Source organism: Mesorhizobium sp. M0590 (assembly GCF_040320905.1).
Taxonomy (GTDB): domain Bacteria; phylum Pseudomonadota; class Alphaproteobacteria; order Rhizobiales; family Rhizobiaceae; genus Mesorhizobium.
On record NZ_JAMYQN010000040.1, the window covers coordinates 1 to 17,536 of the forward strand.

The 17,536-nt window shown below is 60.3% G+C and carries 13 protein-coding genes and 10 pseudogenes; 8 read left to right on the top strand and 15 right to left on the bottom strand.

What is annotated here, in order from left to right:
- The coding region (locus tag NKI52_RS31590) for a hypothetical protein (RefSeq protein ID WP_352700761.1) at positions 1–180 on the top strand (180 nt) is incomplete at its 5' end.
- A 257-nt stretch (positions 181–437) separates the two neighbouring features.
- On the opposite strand, the pseudogene NKI52_RS31595 reads toward NKI52_RS31590, so the two are convergent.
- Positions 438–804, bottom strand: a pseudogene (locus NKI52_RS31595) (IS66 family transposase); the annotation flags it as partial.
- 120 nt (positions 805–924) lie between these two features.
- On the opposite strand from NKI52_RS31595, the gene NKI52_RS31600 reads away from it, so the two are divergent.
- Together NKI52_RS31600 and tnpB (NKI52_RS31605) are read left to right on the top strand one after the other, a co-directional pair.
- Entirely contained in the window at positions 925–1,233 is a 309-nt protein-coding gene (locus tag NKI52_RS31600; RefSeq protein WP_352700751.1) for a transposase, read from the top strand.
- Positions 1,234–1,355: 122 nt separating this feature from the next.
- A complete protein-coding gene (tnpB, locus tag NKI52_RS31605) occupies positions 1,356–1,535 on the top strand; it encodes an IS66 family insertion sequence element accessory protein TnpB (protein ID WP_352700752.1) in 180 nt (59 codons plus the stop codon).
- Positions 1,536–1,541: 6 nt separating this feature from the next.
- Here tnpB (NKI52_RS31605) and NKI52_RS31610 read toward each other — a convergent pair whose 3' ends face one another.
- The 3 genes and pseudogenes from NKI52_RS31610 to NKI52_RS31620 form a co-directional block, all read right to left on the bottom strand.
- Positions 1,542–1,787, bottom strand: coding sequence for a hypothetical protein (locus NKI52_RS31610; RefSeq protein ID WP_352700753.1), 246 nt, complete (start codon positions 1,785–1,787; stop codon positions 1,542–1,544).
- The gene (locus tag NKI52_RS31615) at positions 1,781–2,107 is read right to left on the bottom strand and encodes a hypothetical protein (protein ID WP_352700754.1); all 327 of its coding nucleotides are present in this window, start codon (positions 2,105–2,107) and stop codon (positions 1,781–1,783) included. Before NKI52_RS31615 ends, NKI52_RS31610 begins: the two co-directional genes overlap by 7 nt.
- A gap of 119 nt (positions 2,108–2,226) precedes the next feature.
- Positions 2,227–2,567 (bottom strand): annotated as a pseudogene (locus NKI52_RS31620) (transposase); the annotation flags it as partial.
- A gap of 324 nt (positions 2,568–2,891) precedes the next feature.
- On the opposite strand from NKI52_RS31620, the gene NKI52_RS31625 reads away from it, so the two are divergent.
- Positions 2,892–3,335: an SET domain-containing protein-lysine N-methyltransferase gene (locus NKI52_RS31625; RefSeq protein ID WP_352700755.1), complete on the top strand. Its 444-nt coding sequence runs from the start codon at positions 2,892–2,894 to the stop codon at positions 3,333–3,335.
- Positions 3,336–3,642: 307 nt separating this feature from the next.
- On the opposite strand, the pseudogene NKI52_RS31630 reads toward NKI52_RS31625, so the two are convergent.
- The 5 genes and pseudogenes from NKI52_RS31630 to NKI52_RS31650 form a co-directional block, all read right to left on the bottom strand.
- A pseudogene (locus tag NKI52_RS31630) lies at positions 3,643–4,083 on the bottom strand (transposase); the annotation flags it as partial.
- Between the two features lie 323 nt (positions 4,084–4,406).
- Entirely contained in the window at positions 4,407–5,570 is a 1,164-nt protein-coding gene (locus tag NKI52_RS31635; protein WP_352700756.1) for an IS110 family RNA-guided transposase, read from the bottom strand.
- A gap of 82 nt (positions 5,571–5,652) precedes the next feature.
- A pseudogene (locus NKI52_RS31640) lies at positions 5,653–6,089 on the bottom strand (ISNCY family transposase); the annotation flags it as partial.
- 282 nt (positions 6,090–6,371) lie between these two features.
- Positions 6,372–7,278, bottom strand: a pseudogene (locus NKI52_RS31645) (IS110 family RNA-guided transposase).
- Between the two features lie 125 nt (positions 7,279–7,403).
- Positions 7,404–7,879: pseudogene (locus NKI52_RS31650) on the bottom strand (transposase); the annotation flags it as partial.
- Between the two features lie 369 nt (positions 7,880–8,248).
- On the opposite strand from NKI52_RS31650, the gene ectB reads away from it, so the two are divergent.
- Positions 8,249–9,523, top strand: a complete 1,275-nt coding sequence (gene ectB, locus NKI52_RS31655; RefSeq protein WP_352700760.1) for a diaminobutyrate--2-oxoglutarate transaminase — start codon at positions 8,249–8,251, stop codon at positions 9,521–9,523.
- A 70-nt stretch (positions 9,524–9,593) separates the two neighbouring features.
- Here ectB and tnpC (NKI52_RS31660) read toward each other — a convergent pair whose 3' ends face one another.
- From tnpC (NKI52_RS31660) to tnpA, 3 genes are read right to left on the bottom strand one after another with little or no spacing between them, the layout of a single operon-like run.
- Complete coding sequence (gene tnpC / locus NKI52_RS31660) at positions 9,594–11,165, bottom strand: IS66 family transposase (protein ID WP_352700757.1); 1,572 nt, start codon at positions 11,163–11,165, stop codon at positions 9,594–9,596.
- Positions 11,166–11,219: 54 nt separating this feature from the next.
- The gene (gene tnpB, locus NKI52_RS31665; RefSeq protein WP_352469379.1) at positions 11,220–11,573 is read right to left on the bottom strand and encodes an IS66 family insertion sequence element accessory protein TnpB; all 354 of its coding nucleotides are present in this window, start codon (positions 11,571–11,573) and stop codon (positions 11,220–11,222) included.
- A complete protein-coding gene (gene tnpA, locus NKI52_RS31670; RefSeq protein ID WP_352671492.1) occupies positions 11,554–12,027 on the bottom strand; it encodes an IS66-like element accessory protein TnpA in 474 nt (157 codons plus the stop codon). The genes tnpB (NKI52_RS31665) and tnpA overlap by 20 nt, the downstream gene beginning before the upstream one ends.
- Before the next feature lie 587 nt (positions 12,028–12,614).
- Here tnpA and NKI52_RS31675 point away from each other — a divergent pair.
- Positions 12,615–13,458: pseudogene (locus NKI52_RS31675) on the top strand (IS5 family transposase).
- A 387-nt stretch (positions 13,459–13,845) separates the two neighbouring features.
- Positions 13,846–14,025: a tyrosine-type recombinase/integrase gene (locus NKI52_RS31680; protein ID WP_352700758.1), complete on the top strand. Its 180-nt coding sequence runs from the start codon at positions 13,846–13,848 to the stop codon at positions 14,023–14,025.
- A gap of 49 nt (positions 14,026–14,074) precedes the next feature.
- Here NKI52_RS31680 and tnpC (NKI52_RS31685) read toward each other — a convergent pair.
- A pseudogene (gene tnpC / locus NKI52_RS31685) lies at positions 14,075–15,157 on the bottom strand (IS66 family transposase); the annotation flags it as partial.
- Between the two features lie 64 nt (positions 15,158–15,221).
- On the opposite strand from tnpC (NKI52_RS31685), the gene NKI52_RS31690 reads away from it, so the two are divergent.
- Positions 15,222–16,391 carry an IS110 family RNA-guided transposase gene (locus tag NKI52_RS31690; RefSeq protein WP_352700759.1) on the top strand — a complete coding sequence of 390 codons (1,170 nt, stop codon included), beginning with the start codon at positions 15,222–15,224 and terminating at the stop codon, positions 16,389–16,391.
- A 289-nt stretch (positions 16,392–16,680) separates the two neighbouring features.
- Here the strand turns inward: NKI52_RS31690 and NKI52_RS31695 are convergent.
- A pseudogene (locus NKI52_RS31695) lies at positions 16,681–17,121 on the bottom strand (IS66 family transposase zinc-finger binding domain-containing protein); the annotation flags it as partial.
- Positions 17,122–17,190: 69 nt separating this feature from the next.
- Positions 17,191–17,424: pseudogene (gene tnpB / locus NKI52_RS31700) on the bottom strand (IS66 family insertion sequence element accessory protein TnpB); the annotation flags it as partial.
- Positions 17,425–17,536: the final 112 nt, after the last annotated feature.

Consider the following 17,536-nt stretch of genomic DNA (forward strand, 5'->3'; position numbering starts at 1 on the left):
CAAACGCAGCGTGTCGAATTGCGCGACGGCAAAGCTGGAGCGTTTCGGCATCGCAGCGCGCAGGCCCCACATGAGCCAGTAGGCGTCGAGGTCTCTTCCAAAGACACGGCAAATCCGGCAAAATACTTCATGGCTGCTCCTTCCCGATGTTTGTGGCGCTCCAAAGCGACCACGTTCTAACATCCCGACAGGAGCAGCCTCCCTCTTTCGGCTCGGCAGAGACCCCAATCACCCCATCTGACTCGAAACTCGGTTACGCACTACGCGGAGCTGCCATGCGGCGAAGCATGAGGCGGATCGAAGCGAGATCCATATGTGGACGGCGCCCTGCCTGCAACGGTCGTTCTGGGGTGTTTTCGATCGCTTGCGTCCATATTGTCAAACGGCTTCCAAAACTGACCCCCGATCGGCGTCCAATTTTGCACGCCGATTCACACGCAGGACGGGCAACGGACTGCCAGACGCCGATGGCGCTCAATCAAAGGCCTGATCGCGGGATGCTCAATCTTGTCGTGCTCGCTGACGGTTCGGCAGCAAGATCGCTCGATAGGCTGGCGCGGCAGCAAAGGCATTGGTCGGGATGATGATCGATGATGGGATCGGCATCCTCACGCATGGCGGCTGTGACCTTCATGACCCGCCTTGGCACCGCCAGACTTTGCCCTGTCCCGAGCTCCTTGCGATCACTCGAAGGTGGCTTGGACGACGTGCGTGATGTCTTCTCTGGCCGCTGCATCGCTGCATCCGCAGCACCAGATCGATCAACTCTTCCTTCGTCAGACGCTGCAAATCAGTGCGATCCATATCCCCATAGATTCGTAATCGCTCATTGGTCCCCTCAATTTCCGACCTGCTCGGCCTGACCTGACCATGCGAAGATGCGTCCGATATGGACGGAGTCCTGTGGTGGCAAGAGACGGCAAAATGGACGTCCAGTTGGACTTCCCAAGTGAAGGCTATGGCGGTCGGCTTGAAGTGATCGAAGGTCCGACAGGCCGGCGGCGGCGCACAGAGGCGGAGAAGGCGCGGATTGTGGCGGAGAGCCTGATGCCCGGTGTCGGGGTGGCGGAGGTGGCACGCAAGTACGGGGTGACGCGCTGGCAGGTCTATGACTGGCGCAAGCGGCTGCGGCAGGTCTCTGACGCTGCCCGAAAGCATGGCCGCGGCCCCCGCCTTTGCGGCACTGCTGGTCGAAGAACCGTCTCAGCCGAGGCAGGCGAACGCCCGCATTGACGTTGTCATGGGTGATATCGTGATCCGGGCCGGGGCAGGATGCCGATGAGAGGCATCTGTCGCGGGTGATCCGCGCAGTGCGGGCGGCGATATGATCACGCCTAGTGCGCAGATGAAGGTCTATGTCGCGACGCGGCCGGTCGATTTTCGTAAAGGTTCACGACGGGCTTGCGGCTGCGCTGCAAGAGATGATCGGGCTCGATCCATTCTGCGGCTCGGCCTTTGTGTTCAGATCGAAGCCGGCCGACAGAATCAAAATTTTGGTCTGGGACAACTCGGGAATGATGCTGATCCACAACTAACTGGCTTCATACTACAGCCCTTTCCTTGAGATCGGAGCATTTTGAGGAGTTGAGTCGGCGGATGGCCTCTGCCCGATGGGCAAGCTGGTTCCATCGGCTGCACTGTTTGGCTGGGACGTGCGGTCCTGGCAGTTCATAGAGGCCGATATAGCCGTTGTAGGCATGTCTTTTCACGATGCCGTACTTCGCCCATCTGACCAGGTTACATTCGGTAATTCCGAGTTTTGCGCAGGCTTCTGCTTTTGTCAGCATTCCCCGCTCGCGCAGCCGGTCGTAGCGCGAGCGCAGACCATATTGCTTGACGAGATAGATGAGCGCAAGTCGGTGAACTGGGCGTCAGCCTTGCCGCGCCGCGCTGAGCCGCAGGGACAGATTCCCCTTGCATTCAGGATGTCAGCGATTTCAGCGCAGATATGATCGTCCAGAAGCTTGTCGACCAATTCGACCACCTCGGGCCGGGTCTTTACCTGCTGTGCGGAGGATTTCGGGTTCTGGGTGGTCAATGTTTCGGTCCTTCCGCCTCTGAAGCGGATGTGGATCCGGGTTTCTCCCTCGGCCTGGAACTTGAGCAATGTGACGTCTTCGACGAGAGTAGGCAAGGAGCCGCTTGCGTTCTCGGTTCGGCAAGGTGGGGTCGCACCAGACCGTTTGGAAGTCGGCCGTCATGGCGATCAATCGATCACGGATTGGTGAGATGCTCGCGGAAGAGCCAGATCGTCTTTGCATCCGGGACCCGGTCGCCGAGTCCCAGCCCGAGGAACCGCATAAAGGAAAGTCGGTTCTGGATCTGGAATTCGGCCTGGTCGTCGGACAGGCTGTAAGGCGCCTGCACCATCATGATCCTGAACATCATCACCGGGTCGTAGGGAGGGCGTCCGCCCTTCGCGCCATCCGAGCGCTTCAGCGCCTTGGCCAGTGGTTTGCGGAAGACCTCCCACGGCCCACCGCGTTCAGCTTTTCCAGCGGATCGCCCGCCTCGCTCAGCCGGACATAGCGCTCCTCAATATCCCAGAACCCCGCCTGTCCCCGCATCGATCGCCTCCATGCAAATCACCAGCGCAGTGAATCAGAAAACGATCGAGTTGGGGAGGTTCTTCGAGGTGTCCAGCTGGAGGCCCGAGCCAGCAATCAGCGACACTGGAATTAACACCTAGTGTGGGACTAAAGGCACCTACGCATATTGGTAGGTGTGACGAGCATTATGGCGAGATATATTCGTTATCGAAACAGACTGTCGGAACATCCCTTGTAGGCGAGCGGAGATCGACGCCCGCCGTCGACTTCTTTGAAGTCAGCATATTGGTGAAGAACGGTCGCTTGACCTCTTCAATTGTGCATACATTTAGGAAACGCTCCATGCTCATTCCAAAGGAAGCGAATATGAAGTTCGGCAAAGTCTTTGACCGCACCAGCGCCGTATATGTCAAAAATGTTCCTCGAAAAGGACGCGGCGTATTTGCCAATGTAAAATTCAATGTTGGAGATATAATTGAGCGTGCTCCAACATTGGCATTTGATGGTGTGGAAAAAAACCTGTTAGATCGCACCGGATTGTTTGAGTACTATTTTATACGTCATGATTGTAAACTCAAAACAGATCCCGCAGCTGGCTACGTTGTTTTCGGCATAATCTCAGTAGTGAATCATTCTTTTGACCCAAATGCTCAGATAGTTTGGACTGATGAGGACTCTGGTGCGTGGGCTCGCATTGTAGCGATAAAGGACATAAACGTGGGCGAGGAAATAACACACCGATATACGAATATCTCTGCTTATCCAGATACTATTGATTTCGTTTGAATAACTATCAAAGACGATTATGTGTTGCGATATGGAGCGTTTTGACTGCCTAGGTTCAACGTCTCGCGTTTTCCGGTATCTGAACCTCCTGCAGATATGGGCAGTTTGAATCACGCAAGCGCCTAACTAGTTTCCGTCCATAAACGTGCGTGTTTCACAGCCTTTACAATGAGTTGTGGGCGATTGAAAGCACCTTGACGGGCGTGGAGGGGGGAAGAGCGCTGTTTGTCGCCAAAATAGTGTCACCGGCGCGCGCGGTGGCGGCCTGCATGGGTCGGTGCGGGGCAACTGCGATGCCAGGGTCAGTTCAGGTCGGCTTGAGACGTCGAAGAGGACGAGATTGTAGGCGACGACCGAGGACCAGATGTAGCTCTTGAAGTGGTCGAGCACGCGCCAGGTGCAGCGCCCCAAGCCGTAGGCGCGTTTCAGGCAGGAGATGCCGGCCTCGATGCCGGCACGGAAGTTGCGCAGCTTGCGGTAAACCCAATTGCTTTTGACCATGTCTTCGACCTTGAGACCGCTCTTCTTGTGGAAGGTCATGTCGCGCACGCCGCAGGCCTTGGCCCGGCGCAGATTTTCGCGGCTGGCATAGCCGCCGTCGGCCACCGCCTGCCGCGGCGCGCGACCATAGAAGGCGATGTGGCGTTCCAGCATCGACAGCAATCGATTGCTGTCGCGCGGATTGCCCGGCCTCGATCACCAGATCGAGGATCATGCCGCTCCTGCCGGTGGTCAGGTTGAGCTTATATGAGGAAGGTAAAGACGGAACGGGTGTGTCAGGGCAACATTTCTTCACCTTCTCGATGTGTTGCGGAATCCATGGTCTGAGCCCGATGGCATGACGCGGCCCGTTTATCCGAGCCCAATCCAACTTATATACGGTCGCTGCTCGAAACAGCGGCACCAACATCCCGCTTGCGGCGGGTACGGGCTCAGGAGGACGGGACCATTCTTGTGGCGGGGCATTTAAGGCCATCCCAACCTTCGGTTCGTCCACCTGGATCCGCCAGGACTGATCAGGCCCTGGAAGAAGTGCTTAGTTCACATTCCATGGGTGAGCGGCAATCGGCATCAGGCGCTCTTCATGACCGCCCCCTCGATGACGACGCCGGCGTTGACGTATTTCCACAGCGCCACGAGTAGCTTGCGGGCGAGCGCCACAATCGTCGCCTTCTTGAGGCGCCCGCCGTTCTGCTTCACCCGCTCCTTGAACCACAAGGAGAGCGCCGATTGCGATTGATGGCGCAGCCATAGCCACGCGAGCTGGATCAGCGTAGTTCGCAGCCTTGGATTGCCGGATTTCGAAACGCCCTGGTCGTGTGAGACGGAGCCGCTTTGCCAGGGGGTCGCCGCCAGGCCGGCGTAGGCGGCCAGCTGTCGTCGGTTGTCGTAGTGCCGCGACAGGCCCTCCGTCCACAGCACGGCGGCAAACTCCTGCCCGATGCCCTTCAGGTCGAGCAGCATGGCCGGGGCTGGCGAGGCACTCTGCTCGGTCGCAAGCATGGCGTCGCGCTCGGCCTCGACCGCCTTGATCTGTTCCATCAGCAGCTCCAGCCGTTCGAGTTCGCGATCAATCTGCTGCTTCAGATGGTCCGGCAGCGGATGCCCGTCGCCGGTCTTCAGCGCCTCAAGGCACCTGCGCCGATCGCGCCGCAACGGCTCGTAGCCGGAGACACCCTGTGCAAACAGCAGGCCTTTGATGCGGTTGACATGGCGGGTCCGCTCGTTCGTCAAGGCCTTGCGCTCACGCGAGAGGCGGCGGCGGTCCTCTTCCTCGGGGGTGGGCACCCGCAGCATGGCGCAGACGCGCGGCTCGCCCCTCTTATAGGCGAGCAGCGCGCGCACCAGCGCCTCGCCGTCGATCTTGTCGGTCTTTGCCTGACGCCGCCGGCGTGAGGTGGCAATCGAGGCCGGATCGACGACGTGGCTTTCGATTCCTTCGGCCTGCAGCACCCTGTGGATCCAAAAGCCGTCGAGCCCAGCCTCTTGGACGACTATGATCGGAAAGCATTTCCCGGTCCGCGCCTCGGCCTTCCGGTTGAGCTCGGCAAACCGCGCCAGCATGCCGGCCACGTCGCCGGCCGCCACTGCGTGTTTCGACATCTTCTCGCCAGCGCCCGGCGACAGCGAGGTGATCAGCCATTTCGAGCGGCTGAGTTCCAACGAGACGAAAATTGCGCCAAGATCAGTGCGGATGGCGGTCAACGCATCGAGTCGGTGTGCTGCAACGGGCATGCTCGGCCTCCAAGGTAGGATGTCTAGGGTTTAGCAACCTCACCTTTGCCACAGCGCAGGTCGCTATCCACCCTCCTCATAGGATCTTGTGGCCATATTCGGTGTCGCGGCTGCCTTTGACGATGATATCGGCATGCGGCTCGAACAGGCTGACCAGCTTGTCGCTGGCCGGCACCAACTCGCCGGCCAACTCCCGCCGCTCACTTTGTGTGATGATTTGCTCGATCAGCGGCCGATAGTGACAGACCTGGGCCTGCCAGAGTTCGATGAGTGGGTTGGCCGCCACGGCCAATTGGGCGCCGTCGCCTGCCGCAGATAGGCCAAGGTGGCGTGGGTGATCCCGATCAGTTCGTGGTAGAGCAGAACCCGATTGGGTCGACCGCGTGTGAACTGGATCTTGCGGGCGCGCTTCTTGGCCGCGCGGCAGTGATCGTGCCATGCCAAGCCGGCGCCGGCCAAGGCATCAGCCTGCTTCAACAGGCGCACCATGACCCGGACGGCATCCCACGATAGGCTGCTTCTCTATTCGGCGTGTGGAAGTCAAGCGGTTTCGAGCTTTTCCGCTTTACTGGCATTTGATGTCTTTCGCGGGCTCTTGCTTCTCTTCGGGATCGGCGCCTTGGGCCCTCGCAGTATGGGGAATCCATAGAACGAGGTGGAACAATCTGTCGCGCGTCCTGATCGCGATGATGCGATCGGAACAAGCAGCCTGGCGAACTCACCTCGCCATCGCCCCGCGAAGGACATCCTTCCACCAGCGAGTGGAACCTTGTTGTCTCCGTGCAAACTCAATGGGGCCGGTCAGACGGCGACCGGCATGATTTCCTTCCTGGTCCAGCGGAACTGCGTGCCATCACTCCAGAGGCGATGCATGATCACAGCCAGCCGGCGGGCGGGCGCGACAATGGCTTTCTGCTGGCCGCTCGCTTGGCGACGTTCATCGCCCAGGCCTTCAGCCATGACCATTTTTTCACGTTGGTCAGCAGGGTCTTCGCGGCTTCATAAAGCAGCGTTCGCATCATGCCATCACCGCACAGCGAGATGCGGCCGATACGGCGGCTTTCGCCCGACTCATGAAGCACCGGCGTCAGGCCCAAAATCGGCCCGATCGCTTTCGAATTGCGGAAGCGGGCCGGAATGTCGATCGTCGCGGTGTAGGCCAGCGACACCACTGGGCCGACACCGGGGATCGACATCAGCCGGCGGCAAACCGCGTCATCCCGGACAATCGCCAGAAGCTTGCGGTGGAGGGTGGCAAGTGCTGACGCAGCTTGCCGCGCGCATCGAGAAGCGGTTCGACGATCTCGGCCAGATCGGGCATGCCTTCGGTGAGCTCGCGGATGCGCCGACCGCGCCAACCTTCAGCCCGAAGTTGCGCAACAGCCCGCGAATGTCATTTTCAATGGCAATCGCCTTTTCCTGTAAGAGCTTGCGCGCCGTCAGCAAGGCCCGGCGCTTCTGGCTTGTCAGGGTCTTCACATGCACCGGGCGGAACAGATTGACCCGCATCATCTGCGCGATGCCGTTGCGACAACGGCCCGGCTTCAAGACCGATCCGCTCAAAGTTCCAGGCAGGATCCTTGAGCACCCGCGCAAGATCCTCTGGATGGCTCGGCACCTTCATCTCGCGGCATACCGTGCCCGTTTCGTCGACGATGCAAATGGCGGTCTCTTTCACCGAGACGTCCAATCCGGCATAATGTTTCATGCTGCGCTTCCTTTCCTGATGCTTGTGGCTGTTCCAGACAGACCACGTTCTACCATCAGCTCGAAGCGCAGCACCTCCCCATGCATCATTGCCAAAGATGAGGGCTTAAGCCGAATACCCCATCTGTCGCTCGGTTCGTGGATCAGGCCGCGGTGACGGTGCTGTCCAGCCGCACGACCGCGCCGTCTTCCAGTTTCGCCTGCTGAGCATTCGACATTCGACAGCAGCGCCCGATTGATCTGTTCCCAGGTCTCAGGCCGGATCGCGCTGATCGTCTTGTGCAGCACCGACTTCTGCGGGCTCCATGACCACGGCAGCCGCGCAAAGGCTTGAAACGACGCGGAGTCCTCAAGATGGAAGGCCAGTTCTTGGCAGGTCAGTTGTCGGTATTGCTTGAGAAGCGCACAGCGCAACACCGCCTCGGCAGGTAGGCCGTGCCGTCCGGTGGCCTTGACGCCGTGCCGACCCAAATCTCGCGCCACCAAGCCAAGCAGATCGCCCGCTCGTCCAGCCAGTGCGACATGGCCTTCAGTTCGTGGCCGATCTCGTGCGCGGCGAAAAGATCGAATATACTCGCTTGGACGATGCGTTCTTGGCGCATCGTCGGCTCCGGCGGTGGCAGAGCTTTGGACTCACTGGCATCATCCAATATACCTGAAACCGCCGAGCCTCGCCTGCGCAAAGCCGCGATTATACAACGAATTCAAATATTTGCTGTTGTGAACGGAAATTAGCCTAGATCTGAATTGCGGAGAGCTACTAGTGTTAGTAGGTTCATCCTGTCCGGTTGCCAGGTAGGTTGTTAAAACCGTTCTGGAAGGTACAAGTCGCGCAACAGAAGGCCCCCTGAGATGGGCGACAGGTTCCGGTTGTGGCCATGTCTTGCAATCGTAACAAGCGCCCTTGCTCCTTGAACCAGTTACTTGCGAAGGAGGCGATCATGAGTGGAGCGGTTCGTGGGGCATGCAATATGCAGTCTTTCGAAGCCTTGGAATCGAACGTCCGGTTATATTCACGCTCCTTTCCCACCTTTTTCAGTCGAGCGCGCGGCTCTATTATGCTGACCGAGGACGGCCGAAAGGTCATTGATTTTCTCTCTGGTGCTGGAGCTCTAAATTACGGTCACAACAATCATGGGATTAAAGCGGCCCTGACGGAGTACCTGGCGTTGGATGCTGTAGTCCACGGACTTGACATAGCCACTCCTGCAAAACTCGAATTTATGGAGACCTTCAACTCTGTCATACTTCGGGAAAGGGGGTTGAAATATCGGTTCCAATTCACTGGGCCGACAGGTGCCAATGCTATTGAGGCAGCCTTAAAACTTTCGCGCAAGGTCACGGGGCGTCAAAATATAATTTCGTTCACGCATGGATACCATGGTCTAAGCTTGGGAGCAGTTGCTGTGACCGGCAACCGATTCCATCGCGAGGCCAGCGGGGTTTCTCTGTCTGGTGTGACTTTTATGCCCTATGATGGCTATCTTGGGTCAGCCGTTGATACGGCTGACTACATGCGAAAGGTATTGCTGGACAACAGCAGTGGTACTGATTCTCCGGCGGCCATTCTCGTCGAAACCGTCCAGGGTGAAGGGGGCATAAACGTAGCTCGCAAGGAATGGTTGCAATCGGTTCAAGCCACGGCAAAAGATACTGGTGCACTTTTCATAGTTGATGATGTCCAAATGGGCTGTGGTCGCACCGGCGAATTCTTTAGCTTCGAATTCGCGGGGTTGTCGCCAGATATCGTTGTATTATCGAAATCGTTGAGTGGGTATGGTCTGCCGCTATCCGTACTGTTGATTAAAGAAGAAATCGACGCATGGCAACCAGGAGAACACACGGGCACGTTCCGAGGAAATAACCTCGCTCTTGTATCTGCAACCGCAGCTATAAATATCTATTGGCAGAGTCGGACTTTTGCACAGGGTGTTCAGCACCTTGGAGAACTTGTACGACGCCGGCTTGAGGCCATTTCACTCAAGCACGGAAACAGTTTTGCTGTTCGAGGGCGGGGCATGGCGTTGGGATTCGATTGTCAAATGGCCGAAGTCGCAGAGGCTACAACACGGAGGGCATTTAAGAAGGGATTGATGGTCGAACGATGTGGACCATTTGATCAAGTCATAAAATTCCTGCCTGCGCTTTCGATCGACTCGGAGACACTAAGTCAAGGCCTTGACATATTCGAGGAGTCTTTGGCCGAAACGTTGAAGCAGACTGCCTTAAGGTCAAGATGCTCCTGAGTAAGCGCTCATTTCCCCGCACATTGACGGCCCTTGCAACAGCTGATCGCTTTCAGACGGACGCGTCGGGTCAGGCTGCGGCGGCTTTGAGGAAGTTGAAGGGCAGGAGATCGTCGATAGCCACGTTCTCGGGGCGCTGAGGAAGTTCAGTGAGGACGTGGCGCAACCACGCTAACGGCTCGACGCCACAGGCGCGGCAGGTCAACATCAGGCTGTAGATGACGGCGCTGGCCTTGGCTCCGTCGACAGTATCGCTGAACAACCAACTCTTCCTGCCAGTTGCAAAAATCCTGATGTCACGCTCGAGAAGATTGTTGTCGATCGGCATGCTGCCGTCCTCGGTGTAACGCGTCAGATATCCCCATTGGTTCAGGGTGTAGGACACGGCGTCGCCGAGCTTGCTGTCCGGCAAGACTTTTGGGGCGATGTCGTCGAGCCATGCCTTAAGAGCATTGAGGATGGGGACACTATGTTGCTGGCGGAAGCGGCGAATGCAGTGATCTCGCGTTTCGCCGTCATCGGGGATTTGGTTCCGCGCCTGCCTTTCAACCCGATAGAGCTGTTCGAAGAACCGGAGTGCCTGTTCCGGCGGGCCGCCGCCTTTCTTCCTCGCCTTTAGGGCATCGACGAAGCGCCGCCTCGAATGGGCCATGCAGCCAAGATGCGTTGCCCCTTCCAGCGTGCGCCAGGCGGAATAACCGTCACTCATCACGATGCCGCGGTAATCGCCCAAGAAGGTCTGCGGGTGTATCTGGCCGCGACCCGGCTGATAATCGAGCAGCACGATCGGCTCGTCACTGTCCTGGCCGCTCCGGTATGCCCACATGTACGAGGTGCTGGCGGCCTCTCTGTCCGTTTCCTTCAGCACCTGGATCGTGGTCTCGTCGCCATGGATGAGGGGCTGCGATCTGAGCCGCAGCTTCAGCGCGTCATAGATGCGGGAGAGATGCTTTTCGCTCGAGCCGATCACCCAGTGACCCAAAGCGCCACGGCTGACAGGAACGCCCGCGCGCTCGAAGGCCTGCGCCAGGCGGTAGAGCGGTGTGCCGTCGACGTATTTGTGAACGAGCGCGAAGGCCAGCGTCGAGGCCGTGGCGATGCTGCCCGGCAAGGGTTGCGCGGGCATCGGCGCGGTCACGACCGGCGTGCTGATCCCGGTGCGGTCGCAATGACGGCAGGCATACTTGAACCGCACATTCTGCAGGACCTTCGCCTTCACCTCGATATGAAGTTGCTCGGTAACGGCCTCGCCCATGCGATGCATCTGGTGACGGCAGCAAGGACAAGCCTTCTGATCGTCGGGAAGGTCATACTCGACGCGCTCGCGCGGCAGGTTTTCCGGCAAGGCCTTGCGGCCGCGCTTCTTTCCCGTCGCCCCTTCGCTGGCCGGCAAGCCCGTGTCCGGCAGGACAACGACGCCGCCATCTTCGTTGTCGGCGGCGTCCTCATCCGCGGCCTGTTCGGCTTCATTGAAGAGGCGGTCAATGTGCTTTTCACTGCGCGGCGCAAAACGATGCAGTCGTGCAAGCGCCAGCTCTTCCTCGAGTTTGACGACGCGTTCGGTGAGTTGACGGTTCTGCGCCTGCAGCGCAGCAATACGCGCCATCAACGCTTCAACAGTCGGTTCGCCGGGTCGATTCATCAGATTCTTGAATCGAAAGCATGCCGCCGCGTCAACCGCTCAATTCGAGAGCCCTCAACCCGCAACCTGATATTGCCGCACCGGATGGCGGACCATCGCATCGATGTCGATGCCGTCGAGGATCCAGTGCAATTGCTCGGTCGTAAGCGTGACCACCGCTGCCTCCCGGCGCGGCCACCGGAACTTGTCCTCGGTCAGCCGCTTCATTACCAGCACAAAGCCCGACCGATCGAAGAACAGGAGCTTCATCCGGTCGCGACGGCGATTGCAGAACGCAAAAACCGCCGGAGCAAACGGATCGAGCGCCATCGTCTCTTGGACCAGAACCGCAAGGCTGTTGATGCCGGCCCGGAAGTCGATCGGCTCGCGGTGCAGGTAGACTTTCAGGTCAGCGCCCAGTCTGAACATGACCCAGTGCTCCGATGGTCGCCGTCAACGCATCCACATCACCGCATTCCAGCGTCAACGTCACGCCGTTCGGCAGCGACGCGCTCACCTTGGCTGGAGAGGAAAAAGGCGCTGTCCTTTTCGATGCCGACCTACGTGCCCCATCGCAAGTCCCCGGCAAATCCACCGCAGCCATGCTGCTCTGTCGCAGCAAGGCCCGATCGGAAGTGCTTTCAATCTGAACCGGAATGAACGCCGATGGTGGGGGCTGTGGGAGGGACTGGGTCTCCGCCCGCTTCTTTATCCACTTCCGAAGAAGGTTCGCATTGACCCCATGTTCGAGCGCAAGCCTCGATACCGACACGCCAGGCCCAAGACAGGCCGAGACAAGACGGTCCTTCGATGCCGGGTCGTATCGGCGTCGCCCGTCCCGACCGACAAGCCTCACCCGCAGTTTCTGCTCATCTTCTTCCATCACAAGGTGTCCACCTATTTTGGTGGACACCTCATGCATCAGAGCACTCAACAGCAAAAGGTGCGGGGAAATTCGCGCTTACCTCCTGAACGTTTTTTTGACCGTTCTGTAGGTCACACATTTCTTTTCGCAGTCAGCGCTTGGGCCGCATGATGGGATCAGGAGTGCGAGGCGTCTCAATCTGTTTCACGACCTTGCCGCGCTTGGGCGGGCAGGATCGCTACTCTCAAAGAGATCGCCTCGCCTATCCTTCCAGGGAACGATCCGGGCAACGCCCTTTCGGGCGAAGGCTTTGTTCGTGTTGCTTGCTCCTCGATCTGTCTCAGTCTACGCGGCCAGGTGAGCAGACTCCTTTCCAAAGCGGAACTCGGTTGCGTCGGCGAAGCGCCACAATCCGTCAGGAAGGAGAAGCGCAGCATGAAACATTATGCTGGATTGGATGGTGCACCGGGGCGGCGCGGGAGGTGAACATGGAATAGCCACCTCTCAGACCCTGACCCGAAACTCGGGATTGGGCTTGGAAGCGATTGAGTGGCTCCGTCCGTTGTGATTCGCTTGAGTTGTCTAGACTTGGGCGGGATCACGAGATGGGTTGGACGGAGGCCACCCGCCGGCAATATTGCCGCGCGGAGCAGCGGGATGCAAACGCATTGACGGACAGGGAATGGGCGTTGATCGAGCCGTTCATGCCTGGAGCGAAGGCGACAGGACGACCACGGACGAGCGAACTGCGATCGGTAGTGGATGCGCTCCTCTATATTGCCTGGACCGGCTGCCAGTGGCGGGCGTTGCCGGACCGCTTCCCGCCCGTTTCGACGGTTCAACGCTATTTCTATGCCTGGCGAGACAATGAGACAATGGGCTGTGGAGGACCGTCAACTTCCATCTGGTGGCTGCGGCACGCCTGGCGCTTGGTCGCGAGGCGAGCCCGAGCGCCGGCATCATCGAAAGGAGTCAACGGGCAAAGACCACGGACGTTGCCGGTTTGCGTGGCTACGAGCCGGCAAGAAGGTCAAGGGCCGCAAGCGCCATATCATCACCGGCACCGAGGGGCACCTGGTCGAGCTGACGGTGCATACGGCCGACATCCAGGACAGGGATGGGGCAGTCGGCGTCATCGCCTCCATTAGACAGCTTTACCCGTGGTTGCGCCATCTGTTCGCCGACGGCGGCTATGCCGGAGAAAAACTGACGCAGGCTCTCGCCGACCTGGGCACGTGGACCATCGAAATCATCAAGCGCTCCGACGCGGCCAAGGGCTTCGAGGTCCTGCCGCAACGCTGGGTCATCGAGCGAACCTTCGCCTGGCTCGGGCGTTGTCGCCAGCTCGCCAAGGATTTCGAGGCGACTATCGCAAGCGCCGAAGCGTCGGTCCTCATCGCCTCCATCCGCCTCACGCTCCGCCACGGCGCATCTCCACCTCGCACGTAACCGAGTTTCGAGTCAGGTTCTCAAGCTTACTGACTTTCGACTGGCGGCTGCAATGCCGGCCCTGACTACAGGAGCAGCGACTAAAGATCCCATTAGGCGACGGGCGGCGGAACTCAGGTAAGGTTTCGGGGTCCGACATCCTAACCTTGGAGACGTCTCATGAATCGTACGCCTCCGGCGAGGGCTTCACCGGATAGGTACCATGAATCTCTCATTCGTTGCTCTGCTGCCCGTCGACGAGAAGACTGTCACAAATTTCGCGCCCCCGCTGCCGTCGCCATGAGGTCTTCCTCACCCTCAAGGCCCCGTTCCGACCGCTGTCGGCGAGCGCGGTGTACCATGTGGTTGCAAGCCGACTGAGCGCCCTGGGCGTTCAGTCGATGCATTTTGGGCCCTCATGGACTTCGCCACGCATGCGCCACCCACCTTGTCGCGCAAGGTCTGAGCCTGAAGGAGATCGGGGACCATCTCGGCCATCGCAGCGCCTTCGCGACCCGCACCTACGCCAGGGTCGACCTTGCCGGACTGCGCGAGGTCGGGGCGTCCGATCTGGGAGGACTGGCATGATCCTTTCAGAAATTATCGCCAGCTTTGTCGATCACCGTAAGCGCTGTTCTCAGGCCACGGCCTTTAGCTCGGGCGCCCGGATGTAGGCCCAAGGCAGCAGGTCGTCGATCTGGCTGTTTGGATGGCCGTTGACGATCCTGGTGAGTACGTCGGCGAGATAGCCGAGTGGCTCGACGCCATTGAGTTTGCAGGTTTCGACTAGCGACGCGATGACCGCCCAGTGTTCGGCACCGCCGTCGGAGCCGGCGAAGAGCGCGTTTTTGCGGGACCGCTCGACCGTGTTGCTGTCAATCTCGATGCGGCCGTCGTCAAGGAAGCCCGAGAGGCCTTCCCAGCGCGAGAGCGTGTAGCGGATCGCCTCGGCGAGCTTTGTCTTCTGGCTGATCAGGCCGAGCTTTTCGCGCAACCAGGGTTCAAGATCGGCGACAATAGCGCGGCTATTTTCCTGACGCATCGCACGGCGTTCATCGGCCGATCGGCCGCGGATATCGTCCTCGATCTTATAGAGGTCGGCGATCCGTCTCAGCGCCTCGCTGGCGATCGGCGCGGGACCGGCTGCCGCCAGTTCATAGAAGCGTCGGCGCACGTGTGCCCAGCAGAAGGCGAGCGTGACGCCACTCTTTTCGGCCAGCACACGATAGCCGCCATAGCCGTCGACCTGCAGGATTCCGCTGAAGCCTGCGAGATGAGCGATCGGACGCTCGGCCTTTCGATCCGGCGCATAGACATAGGCGACGCCCGGCGGGTCGCCGCCATTCCAGGGCCGGTCGTCGCGGGCATAGGCCCAGAGTTGCCCGGTCTTGGTCCTGCCGCGGCCGGGGTCGAGCACCGGCGCGGTGGTCTCGTCAGCAAAGAGCTTCGGCGACGCCTTCAGATTGCCAAGCAGCCGCTCATGCACCGGACGCAGATGCCAGGCGGCGCGGCCGACCCAGTCGGCGAGCGTGGAGCGATCGAGAGCGATGCCCTGCCGGGCGTAGATCTGCGCCTGACGATAGAGCGGCAGATGATCGGCATATTTTGAGACCAGGACCTGGGCGACCGTTGCCTCGGTTGGAAGGCCGCCCTCGATCAGCCGGGCGGGTGCGGGAGCTTGGATCACCACGTCCTCGCAGGCACGGCAGATCCCATGGGGAGTGGATCGTGGCCCGCACTCTGGCAGAGTGGGGCCATCGCAACTCGCTCTTTGGAGGCCCTTCATGCATCTTTCGACCGCCGATCAATCCAAGCTACAAGCCGCTGTCCGCGTGGATCTTGGCGCAATCTTCGTCTCGCTGGAGCTGTCCAGATCGACCTGGCTAGTCACCTCGATTGTCCCGGGCAGCGAGAAGATGTCGCGCCACATGGTCGCCGGCGGTGACAGTGCCGGGCTGCTCGTTTGCCTCACCGGGCTGCGCAGCAAGGCCGAGGCGCGCACCGGCACGCTTTATCCGTTGGTGGTGATCCAGGAGGCGGGGCTGGACGGCTTCTGGATCGACCGGGTGCTGAACCGCGAGGACTGGATCGAAAGTCACATCGTCGATGCGGCATCGATCGCGGTGTCGCGCCGCCACCGTCGCGCCAAGACGGATCGGCTCGATGGCGAGGCGCTGATCCGCGCCCTGCTGGCCGTCAAGCGGGGTGAGCCGCGCGTCTGCTCGATGGTCCGGGTGCCGACGCCCGAGAATGAGGATCGCCGCCGGACCAACCGCGAGCGCAAGGTGCTGGTCGCCGAACGGGTCGAGCACGTCAACCGCATCAAAGGCCTGCTCTTCAGCCAGGGCATCCGCGACTACGAGCCTTTGCGCCGCGACCGGCGTGATCGCCTGGAAGAACTGCGGACCGGCGATGGCCGCGCCCTGCCGGCCCGCATGAAGGCCCAGATCGGCCGCGAGCTTGACCGTCTCGAATTGCTGCTCGGCCAGATCAAGGCGGTGGAGGCCGAGCGCGACGCGCTGCTCGCTGCCACGGCGGTGGACGCCTCGACGCCGGCGGCGATGTTGCTCAAGCTGAAGGGTATCGGGCCGGAATTCGCGACGATCCTCCATGCCGAAGGGCTGTTCCGGCATTTCAACAACCGCAGGCAGGTGGCCGCCTACGCGGGACTGGCACCTTCCCCATGGAAGAGCGGCACGATCGATCACGAACAAGGCGTGTCGAAGGCAGGCAATCCGCGGCTGCGAACGACGATGGTCGAGCTTGCCTGGCTGTGGCTGCGCCACCAGTCGGCCTCGGGCCTAGCCCGCTGGTTCAGCGAACGGGTGGCGCGCAACGGCGGCCGCCTCAAGAAGGCGATGATCGTCGCACTCGCCCGTAAGCTGCTGGTGGCGCTGTGGAAATACGCGACCGCCGGCGTCATCATCGAGGGAGCGCTCATGAAAACCGCATGACCGCTTCCACCACCCTTTTCCTCCATTCCGCAAAGGCCTGATCAGCCTTTCGGATCCAGGTGGGCGAACCGAAAATATGCATGGCCTCAACAGCCGATCGGCAGAATGGTTTCGTCTTCCTGAGCCTGCGCCCGCCGCAAGCGGGATATTGGTGCTGCCGCCCAGAGCGGCGACCGCATGTGAGGTGGATGAGGCCCGGCGACCGGGCCGCGTCACGTGATCGGGCTCAGACCTTGGACCGAAACTGCGAAGGAGGAAAATCACACTTGACCATGTAATCCCCATGTGAGGCATATTTGGGCCGCCGCACGACGATCACACGCAGCTGCGCCGGAACGATATCGAGCCGCTCGCTCACGTCCTCGCCGATGCGATGCAGACCATTGCGGCAGCACGGGCAGGCTTGATCCTCGATGTCGACGACCATCTCCACGCGCGGCAGATGGGGTGGCAGCGCGCCCCGGTTCGCTCGGCGCTTTGCGACACGCGCCTGACGTTCGCCAGGAGCGGTCTGTGCCTGCTCTTCCTCACCGGCGGCCTCGATCTGCTCGGCTTCCTCAAGCCCCAGGAGCAGCTGGTCTTCCGGCAGCGTCTCGGCACGACGGCCGAAGCGGTGGCGCTGCAATTCCTTGATGATCTGGATCAGCCGGGCGTTCTCGACGTCGCGCGCCAGGACCATCGCCTTCAGCGCGTCCGGATCGTCGGGAAGCTGGTCAGCAGTCATCGCCATGACAGGATCAGACCATATTCGCCGACAGCCCGCGACAGCGGAATCCAGGCTGATTCACTTCGTCGCGGGTCAGCCGGCCTGGGCTGGAACGCGGGTCCGGCGCGCCTCATGGACGCGCCGCCAGTCGAGACCTTCGAGTAGCGCCGAGAGCTGCGCGGCCGTCAGCCGCATCATGCCATCATGCACTTTCGGCCAGCGGAACTCCCCATCCTCCAAACGCTTGGCATAGAGGCAGACGCCGGTGCCGTCCCAGAAGATCAGCTTGATCCGGTCAGTTCGCTTCGCCCGGAAGACGTAGACGGCCCCGCTGAACGGTTATGTGGCGTGCCACATAATGCAGAGCGTTTTTAGCTTGGCGTCGCGGAGAAAGGCGGGTGGCGAGAGCGCGCTGAGGTGGATCGCGACGGTGAGCTAA

Bases quoted from the DNA above. Each gene is read 5' to 3' on its own strand.
- NKI52_RS31600 (WP_352700751.1), top strand. From the start codon at position 925: ATGGACGTCCAGTTGGACTTCCCAAGTGAAGGCTATGGCGGTCGGCTT.
- tnpC (WP_352700757.1), bottom strand. From the start codon at position 11,165: ATGAATCGACCCGGCGAACCGACTGTTGAAGCGTTGATGGCGCGTATT.
- tnpB (WP_352700752.1), top strand. From the start codon at position 1,356: ATGTCGCGACGCGGCCGGTCGATTTTCGTAAAGGTTCACGACGGGCTT.
- NKI52_RS31610 (WP_352700753.1), bottom strand. From the start codon at position 1,787: ATGCTGACAAAAGCAGAAGCCTGCGCAAAACTCGGAATTACCGAATGT.
- ectB (WP_352700760.1), top strand. From the start codon at position 8,249: ATGCAGTCTTTCGAAGCCTTGGAATCGAACGTCCGGTTATATTCACGC.
- NKI52_RS31690 (WP_352700759.1), top strand. From the start codon at position 15,222: ATGCATCTTTCGACCGCCGATCAATCCAAGCTACAAGCCGCTGTCCGC.
- tnpB (WP_352469379.1), bottom strand. From the start codon at position 11,573: ATGTTCAGACTGGGCGCTGACCTGAAAGTCTACCTGCACCGCGAGCCG.
- NKI52_RS31625 (WP_352700755.1), top strand. From the start codon at position 2,892: ATGCTCATTCCAAAGGAAGCGAATATGAAGTTCGGCAAAGTCTTTGAC.
- NKI52_RS31635 (WP_352700756.1), bottom strand. From the start codon at position 5,570: ATGCCCGTTGCAGCACACCGACTCGATGCGTTGACCGCCATCCGCACT.
- tnpA (WP_352671492.1), bottom strand. From the start codon at position 12,027: ATGGAAGAAGATGAGCAGAAACTGCGGGTGAGGCTTGTCGGTCGGGAC.